The sequence below is a fragment of the Streptomyces sp. NPDC088732 genome, from assembly GCF_044751205.1.
Lineage (GTDB): Bacteria > Actinomycetota > Actinomycetes > Streptomycetales > Streptomycetaceae > Actinacidiphila.
Genome location: NZ_JBIVLI010000017.1, coordinates 203,694 through 213,198, shown reverse-complemented (window position 1 = coordinate 213,198; position 9,505 = coordinate 203,694). Strand labels below are relative to the sequence as shown.

Genomic DNA, 9,505 nt, shown 5'->3' with positions numbered 1-9,505 from the left:
CACCGGCCCCTCCGGGCTTTCCCTTCGTTGTCACCAGCTTATCAGACTCTTTCGGGCCCGATTCCCGCCGGCGGGGATTCTCGCTTTCCTGCTTTTGCGTTCCGGCCTTTCGGCTTTCCCGCTTCACCGACTTTAGCAGATGCTTTCCGTCGGATTTACCACCTGGATTTCGAGGGCACACGTTTCCGTGCTCACTCGTCCCGGGGGTTGTGACAACGTACTGGAGCGGGCCGCCCCGATGCAAATCGGGGCGGCCCGCTCCTGGTGGGTCGTCAGACCTCCACGACCACAGGGAGGATCATCGGGCGCCGGCGGTAGGTGTCGGAGACCCACTTGCCGACCGAGCGGCGGATGAGCTGCTGCAGCTGCCGCACCTCGGCGACACCGTCGGACGCCGCGCGGGCGAGGGACTCCTCGACCTTGGGGAGCACGGCCGCGAATGCCTCGTCGTCGATGCCGGAGCCGCGGGCCTGGATGAACGGACCGCCGACGAGCTTGCCGGTGCTGGCGTCCACGACGACGAAGACCGAGATGATGCCTTCCTCACCGAGGATCCGGCGGTCCTTGAGCGAGCTCTCGGTGATGTCGCCCACGGAGAGCCCGTCGACGTACACGTAACCCGCCTGGACCTTGCCGACGACCTTGGCGACGCCGTCGACCAGGTCGACCACGACGCCGTCCTCGGCGATGACGCAGCGCTCCTTGGGGATGCCCGTCGCCGCGCCGAGTTCGGCGTTGGCGCGCAGATGGCGCCATTCCCCGTGGACCGGCATGAGGTTGCGCGGCTTGCAGATGTTGTAGAAGTACAACAGCTCGCCCGCGGAGGCGTGGCCGGAGACGTGCACCTTGGCGTTGCCCTTGTGCACCACGTGGGCGCCCCACCGGGTCAGGCCGTTGATCACGCGGTACACCGCGGTCTCGTTGCCGGGGATGAGGGAGGACGCCAGGACCACGGTGTCGCCCTCGACGATGCGGATCTGGTGGTCCCGGTTGGCCATGCGCGAGAGCGCCGCCATGGGTTCGCCCTGGGAGCCGGTGCAGACCAGCACGACCCGCTCGTCGGGGATGTCGTCGAGCGTCTTGACGTCGACGATCAGGCCGTTCGGCACCCGGAGGTAGCCGAGGTCGCGGGCGATGCCCATGTTGCGGACCATGGAGCGCCCGATGAAGGCGACCTTGCGGCCGCGTTCGTGGGCGGCGTCCAGGACCTGCTGGATGCGGTGGACGTGGCTGGCGAAGCTGGCCACGATGATCCGCTTGTCGGCCTTGGCGAAGACCTGCCGCAGCACCGGCGCGATGTCCCGCTCGTGCGGGATGAAGCCGGGGACCTCGGCGTTGGTGGAGTCCGACAGCAGGAGGTCGATGCCCTCCTGCGACAGCCGCGCGAACGCGTGCAGGTCGGTGAGGCGGCCGTCGAGCGGCAGCTGGTCCATCTTGAAGTCGCCGGTGTGCACGACCATGCCGGCCGGGGTCCGGATCGCGACGGCCAGCGCGTCGGGGATGGAGTGGTTGACGGCGACGAACTCGCAGTCGAAGGGGCCGATGCGCTCGCGCTGCCCCTCGGCGACCTCCAGGGTGTACGGCCGGATCCGGTGCTCGGCGAGCTTGGCCTCGATCAGGGCGAGGGTCAGCTTGGAGCCGATCAGCGGGATGTCCTCCTTCTCCCGCAGGAGGAAGGGGACGGCGCCGATGTGGTCCTCGTGGCCGTGCGTCAGGACGATGCCGACGATGTCGTCCAGCCGGTCCCGGATCGACGTGAAGTCCGGCAGGATCAGGTCGACTCCGGGCTGCTCCTCCTCCGGGAAAAGCACCCCGCAGTCGACGATCAGCAGGCGTCCCGCGTACTCGAAGACCGTCATGTTGCGGCCGATCTCGCCGAGGCCGCCGAGTGGGGTGATCCGCAGGCCGCCCGTGGGCAGCACGGGGGGTGGGCCGAGCTCAGGGTGCGGATGGCTCAAAGTCTCTCCTCACCACACACGCCGCATCCCCCGGGGGAATCCCCCGGGGGCACGGGACGCGTGTGACATCGTGTTTTCTTCTGTCTGGTTGCTTCTCTTGGCCGGTATTCAGTTGTGAAGTCTGTGATTACAGCTGTACCCCGCCGGCGGCCAGATCTTTCTTCAGCTGCGCGGTCGCCGCTTCGCCGAGTGCGTCGAGGCCGACGAGCGGCAGTCGCAGCGGTCCGGCCGGGAGTCCCTGCCAGGCCAGCGCGGCCTTGGTGGTGATCACGCCCTGGGCGCGGAACACCCCGGTGAAGACGGGGAGCAGCTTCTGGTGAATCTCGGTCGCCTTGTGGGCGTCACCGGAGAGATACGCCTCCAGGAGGGCGCGGAGCTCAGGGGTGACCAGATGTCCCACGACGGAGACGAAGCCGACGGCGCCGACGGACAGCAGCGGCAGGTTCAGCATGTCGTCGCCGGAGTACCAGGCGAGACCGCTGCGGCTGATGGCCCAGCTCGCGGCGCCGAGGTCGCCCTTGGCGTCCTTGTTGGCGACGATGCGGGGGTGCTCGGCGAGCCGGACCAGGGTCTCGGTCTCGATGGGCACCCCGCTGCGGCCGGGGATGTCGTAGAGCATGACCGGCAGGCCGGTGGCGTCCGCGACGGCGGTGAAGTGCCGGTACAGGCCCTCCTGCGGGGGCTTGTTGTAGTACGGCGTGACCGCGAGCAGGCCGTGTGCGCCGGCGCGCTCGGCCTGGCGGGCGAGCTCGACGGTGTGGTGGGTGTCGTTGGTGCCGATGCCGGCCACCACGAAGGCGCGGTCCCCGACCGCTTCCAGGACGGCCCGGACGAGCTGCTCTTTCTCCACGTCACTGGTGGTCGGGGACTCACCGGTGGTGCCGTTGACGACCAGGCCGTCATTGCCTGCGTCGACCAGGTGCGCGGCCAGGCGCTGCGCGCCGTCGAGGTCGAGAGCACCGTCCGCGGTGAACGGTGTGACCATTGCGGTCAAGACCCGGCCGAAGGGGGTCTGCGGGGTGGAGGTCGGAGCCATGAGTACAACGCTACTCGGTGCCGGTGTCCGGAGGACCCCTCGGGACCTGCGAGGAGGACTCCGGCGCTGCCTGCTCGGGGGTTCAAGCAGCACCGGAATCCGTTTCTGCAGACTAGACGAACTGCAGGAAACCCGGCAATCGGAACATTCCGGATGAGTGGCGCAGCGCTACGGAGCGATCCGGCCGTTCGCGTTGAACGCACTGTGCGTGAGCGGCATGAGCTTCGCCCATTCGGCTTCCATCCGCTCCCCCACCATCTCGATCTCCCGCTGCGGGAAGGACGGCACCTTGGCCAGCTCGTGCTGGGTGCGCAGGCCCAGGAAGTGCATCAGGGAGCGGGCGTTGCACGTGGCGTACATCGACGAGAACAGGCCGACGGGCAGCGTGGCCCGGGCCACCTCGCGCGCGACGCCGGCGGCGAGCATGCTCTGGTACGCCTCGTAGGACTGGCGGTATGAGGCCTCCATCGCCTCGCTGACCGCCTTGTGCTGCTCGGGGGTGCCGTGCACGAACTCGTACTTCCCCGGCCGCCCCTGCTGCACCAGCCTGCGGTCCTCGCCGGGCACGTAGAACACCGGCTGCAACTCGCGGTAGCGGCCCGACTCCTCGTTGTAGGAGTTGTGCACGACGATGCCGTCGGCGAGGAAGTTGTGCCACGGGCCCTCGACGGAAAGGTCGTAGGTCATCTCCTCGCCGTCCTGCGCGATGGAGACGATCGGGTCGGGCAGGGCCGGGCCGCTTGCGGCGCCGTCACGCGCCTGCGCCCGCTCCTCGCCGCTCCTGCGGGTGTGGCACTCCTCGCACACGGGGGCCAGGTTGCGCTCGTCCAGGGCCAGCGCGAGGTCCGCGGCGACGGGGACCCGGTGGTCCAGGGCCAGTTCCCCACCGGGGAAGGACCGGGCGCACACGTGGCACGTGCCGGTCGCGCCGATCAGGCGCTCGCGCTGCCGGGCGGTCCACACCCCGATGCCGCGCTCCAGAGCCGGGGGCACGGGCGACCGCGAGGGCTCCCGCTCGGGGCCCGCGCCCAGGACGGCGTCGCCCACGGCCAGCTCGCCGGCCTTCGCCCAGCCCTCGGGCGTCAGGACCGCATGGTCCGCGGAGCAGCGCAGGACCCGGCCGGAGGACGTGGTGATCTTCAGCAGTTGCTTGACCCCCGACTCCATCACGTCGGTGATCCGGGCCCGCCCCGGCAGCAGCGTCTCCTCGTCGTAGCAGCGCACCTGTGTGCGGCGCACCGACTCCAGGGTGCGCAGCCGGGTGCCGGGGTCCTGCTCGCGGAACTCGACGACCGCGCTCTCGGCGGCCTCCCGGCTCTCGTACAGGCCGAGGTAGTGGCTCCGGTCGGCCCGGTGGACCTCCGCCCGCCAGCGGCCCGCCGCGGGGTGCCAGGTCACGCCGCCCGCGGAGGCCGGCAGCCGGTCCTCGGCGTCCAGGTGCCACAGGCGGTGCAGCTCCCTGATGCTCCTGCGGCGGAGGGTGCCGGCCTCGCTCTCCAGCGTGATCTCGGTGTCGCCGGCGAGGCACCAGCCGACGCGGTGGCGCATGAACTCGCGGAAGACGAAGATCGGGGCGCTCACGAAGAAGGTCATCGAGTTGTGCTCGAAGGGGCTGCCGTGGCGGTCCCGCATGAGGTAGTTGATCAAGCCCTTGGACCGCTCGGGGTCCTTGCTGAGCTCCGCGAGGGACTGCTCGCCGGCGGTGGACACACGAGCGGCCCACAGGACATCGGAGTCCGAGGCGCTGTGCTTGACGAGCTCGACGGTCACGTCGTCGCGGAACTGCACGGACTCCGCGAACTCTGCGGAATCGTCGGCGGGGGTGTCGGTCACCGGGGCGTCCTTCCTCTGGCGCTGTGGACGGCGACCACTTTATGGGGCGGCGCAGACGGCGCCGACAGCACCGATATCGCCGACAACACGGCACGCGCGGCAAAGCGGCGCAAAGGCCGACGGTGGCCGACCAGCGGTGGCCCGGCCCGAGAGTCCCCTATAGCCTCACCGTGTGTCTCTGCCCTTCCTCGCCGCTGACAGCGGCCATGACGAGCACCTCGCCGACGCCGCACTCCCCTACCGGTCCGTCGACCGGTGGACGCGTCCGTACCGGCCGGGCCCCTGGCGGGTCGGGACGGCGGCGCTGCTGCTGGTGCTCGCCTCGTACATGCTCTTCGCCGCCGTGGTCATGGGGCTCGCCGGAAGCGGCTCCGGGGTGACGTGGACGGCCGGCGGCGCGGTGCTGGTGATCGCCGGCGTGCTGCGGCTGCTGCACGTGGGGTTCTGGGTGAGCGCCCGGGGCGTGCGGCAGGTCGGGCTGCTCCACACGGTGACGCTGCCGTGGGACCGGGTGGCCTCGGTCCGTACGGTCCAGCAGCCGGTGAAGTGGCTCGCGATGCCGCGAACCGTGCAGGGGCAGGCGCTGGTCGTCACCCGGACGGGCGGCGAGCGGCTGCGCCCGCTGCTGACGGACCACAACGCGGACTTCCTGGGCCGCACGGAGGCCTTCGACCAGGCGGCCGACGCCATAGAGGCCTGGGCCGCGGGGCCCCGCTAGGCCCTCCGCTTCGCGGGACCGGATCGCACGCCCAACCACCCCGGGGGACCGGGGTGGTTGGGCGTGCGGCATGTGAACGGCCGCCCTCCCCGGGACCCGGCGGGCGGGCACGGCGGTGTGACACCCACGACACGTCCCGCCGGGGCCGGACCGACAGCCGGCCGTCATCGCGCGTTTCCCTGGGCCTGTTACGTTCCGGCGCGGCCCACGCGACGCCCTGGCGACGGCGTCCGGCGGGCCGACCCCGACGAGGATCTGGAGCGACTGGTGCACGGACCGTTCGGCCCGTTCGGCCCCCCTTCCGACGCGTTCCCCCGCGACGACCGTCCGGCCCGTCCGTGACCGCCCTCCTCACCTCCGCCTCGCCGGGCAACGCGCTGGAACTCCTGCGCGGACGCACGGTGGTGGTCAAGTACGGGGGCCACGCCATGACGGACGACGCACTGCTCGCCGCCTTCGCCGACGACGTGGTGCGGCTGCGGCACGCCGGGGTGCGGCCGGTCGTCGTGCACGGCGGCGGCCCGCAGATCAGCGCGCACCTGGAGCGGATGGGCGTGCAGGCCCGCTTCCTGGCCGGGCTGCGGGTCACGACACCGGAGACCCTGGACGTCGTACGGATGGTGCTGGCCGGCAAGGTGCAGCGCGAACTCGTCGGCCTGCTCAACCGGCACGGCCCGTACGCGGTCGGGCTCACCGGTGAGGACGCCCACACCCTCACCGCGGTGCGCCGCTACGCCGAGGTCGACGGCGAACTGGTCGACATCGGGCTCGTCGGGGACGTGAGCGAGGTCAACACCGGCGCCGTCGACGTGCTCCTGGACCACGGCCACATCCCCGTGGTGTCCCCCATCGGCCGCGGCACCGACGGCCAGGCCTACAACGTCAACGCCGACACGGCCGCCGGCGCCATCGCCGCCGCCCTGGGCGCCGACTCGCTGGTCGTCCTGACCGACGTACCAGGCCTGTACGCGGACTGGCCGTGCCGCGAGAGCGTGGTGGACCGGCTCACCGCCGACGAGCTGGAGACGATGCTGCCGTCGCTGGGCGGCGGCATGGGCCCGAAGATGCGCGGCTGCCTGCTGGCGGTCCGGGCCGGCGTGCGCTCCGCCCGGATCCTGGACGGCCGCGTCCCGCACGCGCTGCTGCACGCCCTGGTCGGCGGGCCCGCGGGCGGCGGCACGACGGTGCTGCCCGGCTGACGGACCGGGCGCGTCCCTACGTCTGCGGCGCCTTGCCGCGCAGCGCGATCGCGCGCTGCATCGCCTTGCGGGCCCGGGGGGTGTCGCGGGCGTCGTGGTAGGCGACGGCGAGCCGGAACCAGGCGCGCCAGTCCTCGGGCGCGGCCTCGGTCTCCGCCTTGCGCCGGGCGAACACCGCGTCCGCCGAGGAGCGGTCGATCCGCCCGCTGGGGGTGCGCACCAACTCGTCCTCGGGCAGCCCGCCTTCGGCCTCCAGCTCGCGGGCCAGCCGGCCCGCGTCACGCGCGAACCGGGTCGTACGGACCAGGAACCACACACCGATCACCGGCAGCACGAGGACCGCCAGGCCGAGGACGACCGTGACCGGGCGGCCGTCCTGGATCAGCCACACGCCACGGGCGCCGACCAGGGCGAAGTAGACAACGAGGACGGCGGCGGTGACGAAGTAGGTGATCTTTGCGCGCATGATGGGCGATCCGGTTCTCGGTCTTCGACTCTGACTCTGGCTCTCAGTCCAGGTCCATGAAGTGTTCCAGGCCGAAGGTGAGTCCCGGCGTGGAGACGACCCGCCGCACGCCGAGCAGGACGCCCGGCATGAAGGAGGCGCGGTTCATGGAGTCGTGGCGGATGGTGAGGACCTCGCCGGCGTCGCCGAAGAGGACCTCCTGGTGGGCGACGAGCCCGCGCAGCCGTACCGAGTGCACCGGGACCCCCTCCACGTCGGCGCCGCGCGCCCCGTCCAGGGCGGTGGCGGTGGCGTCCGGCTGCGGGCCGAGGCCGGCCTCGCGGCGGGCGTCGGCGATCAGCTGGGCGGTGCGGGCGGCCGTGCCGCTCGGGGCGTCCACCTTGTCGGGGTGGTGCAGTTCGACGATCTCCGCGGACTCGAAGAAGCGGGCCGCCTGGCGGGCGAAGCGCATCGTGAGCACCGCGCCGATGCCGAAGTTGGGGGCGATGAGCACACCCGTGCCCGGGGCGGCGCCGAGCCAGCCGCGCAGGGTGTCGAGGCGTTCGTCGGTCCAGCCGGTGGTGCCGACGACGGAGTGGATTCCGTGCCGCAGGCAGAAGTCGAGGTTGCCCATGACCGAGCCGGGCGCGGTCAGCTCGATCGCGACCTGGGCGCCGTTCTCGGCCAGCGCCTCCAGCTTGTCCTCGCGGCCGATGGCGGCGACCAGCTCCATGTCCCCGGCGGCCTCGACGGCCTTGACCGCCTCCGTGCCCATGCGGCCACGGGCCCCGATCACACCCACGCGGATTGTGCTCATCGTTCCTGTCCTTCGGTCGGTAGGGCTGGAGGAAGGCGCTCGGGCCGGCCGGGCCGGCCGGCCCGGGCGCTCAGGCCACGCAATCGTGGAGGCGGGCCACCTGCTTGTCCTTGAGCGGGCCTATGACGGCCAGCGACGGTCGCTGCCCGAGCACGTCCCGGGCGACCGCGCGGACCTCCTCGGGGGTCACCGCGGCGATCCGCTCCAAGGTGGCGTCGACCGACATCTGCTCGCCCCAGCACAACTCGCTCTTGCCGATACGGTTCATCAGGGCGCCGGTGTCCTCCAGGCTGAGCACGGTCGAGCCGGAGAACTGGCCGACGGCGCGCCGCAGTTCCTCGTCGTCGAGGCCGTGCTCGGCGACCTGGTGGAGTGCCTCGCGGCAGATCTTCAGCACCTCGGGCACCCGGCGCGGCTGGCAGCCCGCGTAGACGCCGAACAGGCCGCTGTCGGCGAAGGACGACGTGTAGGAGTACACGCTGTAGGCGAGGCCGCGCTTCTCGCGGACCTCCTGGAACAGCCGCGAGCTCATACCGCCGCCGAGCGCCGTGTTGAGTACGCCCAGCGCCCAGCGCCGGTCGTCGTGCCGGGACAGACCGGGCATGCCGAGCACCACGTGGGCCTGCTCGGTGCGCCGTTCCAGCACCTCCACCCGGCCGTGGCTGCGCAGGGTCTTGCTGCCGCCGCGCGGCGGCCGGGGCACGGCCTCGGGGTCGCGGAGGGCGCCCGCGCCCTCGAAGGCCTCGCGCACCTGCCGGACGACGGCATCGTGGTCGATGTTGCCCGCCGCGGCCACGACGAGCCTGGTGGGGTCGTAGTGCTTCCGGTAGAAGCGGTGCACCTGGTCGCGGGTGAGGGCGTTGATGGTCTCGACGGTGCCGAGCACGGGGCGGCCCAGCGGGGAGTCGCCCAGCAGCGCGGTGGCGAACAGGTCGTGCACCTGGTCGCCGGGGTCGTCCTCGGTCATCGCGATCTCCTCCAGGACGACGCCGCGTTCGGCGTCGATGTCCTCCTGGCGGATGAGCGAGCCGGTCAGCATGTCGGAGACCACGTCGATGGCGAGCGGCAGATCGGTGTCGAGGACACGTGCGTAGTAGCACGTGTACTCCTTGGCGGTGAAGGCGTTCATCTCGCCGCCGACCGCGTCGATCGCGGAGGAGATCTCCAGCGCGCTGCGGCGTGCCGTGCCCTTGAAGAGCAGGTGCTCCAGATAGTGCGTGGCGCCGTTCAGGGCCGGGGTCTCGTCGCGGGAGCCGACGGCGGCCCAGATCCCGAAGGTCGCCGAACGCACGGTGGGCAGCGTCTCGGTGACGACGCGCAGCCCCCCGGGCAGGACGCTGCGGCGCACGGTGCCGATGCCGTCGAGGCCGGGGAGCAGGGTCTGCGTGCGGACGGCCCGCCCCTTGGTGGAGGGGCGGGCCGTCACGCGTGTGGAGCGGTCGGTCACTGCTCGGACGCGTCCTCGGACTTGTCGTCGGCAGCGGCGTCCGCACCGTCTT

8 protein-coding genes and 1 pseudogene are annotated in these 9,505 nt (G+C 71.7%); 2 read left to right on the top strand and 7 right to left on the bottom strand.

The features are described 5' to 3' along the window. Positions 1 to 272: 272 nt before the first annotated feature. The 4 genes and pseudogenes from ACIP9H_RS27960 to ACIP9H_RS27945 all read right to left on the bottom strand — a co-directional run. On the bottom strand, positions 273 to 1,958 hold the full coding sequence (locus tag ACIP9H_RS27960) for a ribonuclease J (protein WP_401591129.1): 1,686 nt from the start codon (positions 1,956 to 1,958) through the stop codon (positions 273 to 275). A gap of 127 nt (positions 1,959 to 2,085) precedes the next feature. Continuing rightward, the gene (gene dapA / locus ACIP9H_RS27955) at positions 2,086 to 2,994 is read right to left on the bottom strand and encodes a 4-hydroxy-tetrahydrodipicolinate synthase (RefSeq protein WP_401591132.1); all 909 of its coding nucleotides are present in this window, start codon (positions 2,992 to 2,994) and stop codon (positions 2,086 to 2,088) included. Positions 2,995 to 3,162: 168 nt separating this feature from the next. Then, complete coding sequence (gene thyX, locus ACIP9H_RS27950; protein ID WP_401961419.1) at positions 3,163 to 4,542, bottom strand: FAD-dependent thymidylate synthase; 1,380 nt, start codon at positions 4,540 to 4,542, stop codon at positions 3,163 to 3,165. Continuing rightward, positions 4,522 to 4,827, bottom strand: a pseudogene (locus ACIP9H_RS27945) (FAD-dependent thymidylate synthase); the annotation flags it as partial. The pseudogene ACIP9H_RS27945 and the gene thyX, both read right to left, overlap by 21 nt. Before the next feature lie 172 nt (positions 4,828 to 4,999). Here ACIP9H_RS27945 and ACIP9H_RS27940 point away from each other — a divergent pair. After that, positions 5,000 to 5,545, top strand: a complete 546-nt coding sequence (locus tag ACIP9H_RS27940) for a hypothetical protein (RefSeq protein WP_401591134.1) — start codon at positions 5,000 to 5,002, stop codon at positions 5,543 to 5,545. 338 nt (positions 5,546 to 5,883) lie between these two features. Continuing rightward, on the top strand, positions 5,884 to 6,744 hold the full coding sequence (gene argB, locus ACIP9H_RS27935; RefSeq protein ID WP_401591137.1) for an acetylglutamate kinase: 861 nt from the start codon (positions 5,884 to 5,886) through the stop codon (positions 6,742 to 6,744). 16 nt (positions 6,745 to 6,760) lie between these two features. On the opposite strand, the gene ACIP9H_RS27930 is transcribed toward argB, so the two are convergent. The 3 genes from ACIP9H_RS27930 to ACIP9H_RS27920 all read right to left on the bottom strand — a co-directional run bounded on the left by ACIP9H_RS27930 (position 6,761) and on the right by ACIP9H_RS27920 (position 9,453). Next, complete coding sequence (locus ACIP9H_RS27930) at positions 6,761 to 7,210, bottom strand: hypothetical protein (RefSeq protein WP_401591139.1); 450 nt, start codon at positions 7,208 to 7,210, stop codon at positions 6,761 to 6,763. Positions 7,211 to 7,253: 43 nt separating this feature from the next. After that, complete coding sequence (gene dapB / locus ACIP9H_RS27925) at positions 7,254 to 8,006, bottom strand: 4-hydroxy-tetrahydrodipicolinate reductase (protein WP_401591142.1); 753 nt, start codon at positions 8,004 to 8,006, stop codon at positions 7,254 to 7,256. 70 nt (positions 8,007 to 8,076) lie between these two features. Beyond that, positions 8,077 to 9,453: a M16 family metallopeptidase gene (locus tag ACIP9H_RS27920; protein ID WP_401591144.1), complete on the bottom strand. Its 1,377-nt coding sequence runs from the start codon at positions 9,451 to 9,453 to the stop codon at positions 8,077 to 8,079. Positions 9,454 to 9,505 lie beyond the last annotated feature (52 nt).

What these genes read in the sequence shown, in the direction of transcription:
- dapA (WP_401591132.1), bottom strand. Translation starts at nt 2,994, where the DNA reads ATGGCTCCGACCTCCACCCCGCAGACCCCCTTCGGCCGGGTCTTGACC.
- thyX (WP_401961419.1), bottom strand. Translation starts at nt 4,542, where the DNA reads ATGCGCCACCGCGTCGGCTGGTGCCTCGCCGGCGACACCGAGATCACG.
- ACIP9H_RS27930 (WP_401591139.1), bottom strand. Translation starts at nt 7,210, where the DNA reads ATGCGCGCAAAGATCACCTACTTCGTCACCGCCGCCGTCCTCGTTGTC.
- dapB (WP_401591142.1), bottom strand. Translation starts at nt 8,006, where the DNA reads ATGAGCACAATCCGCGTGGGTGTGATCGGGGCCCGTGGCCGCATGGGC.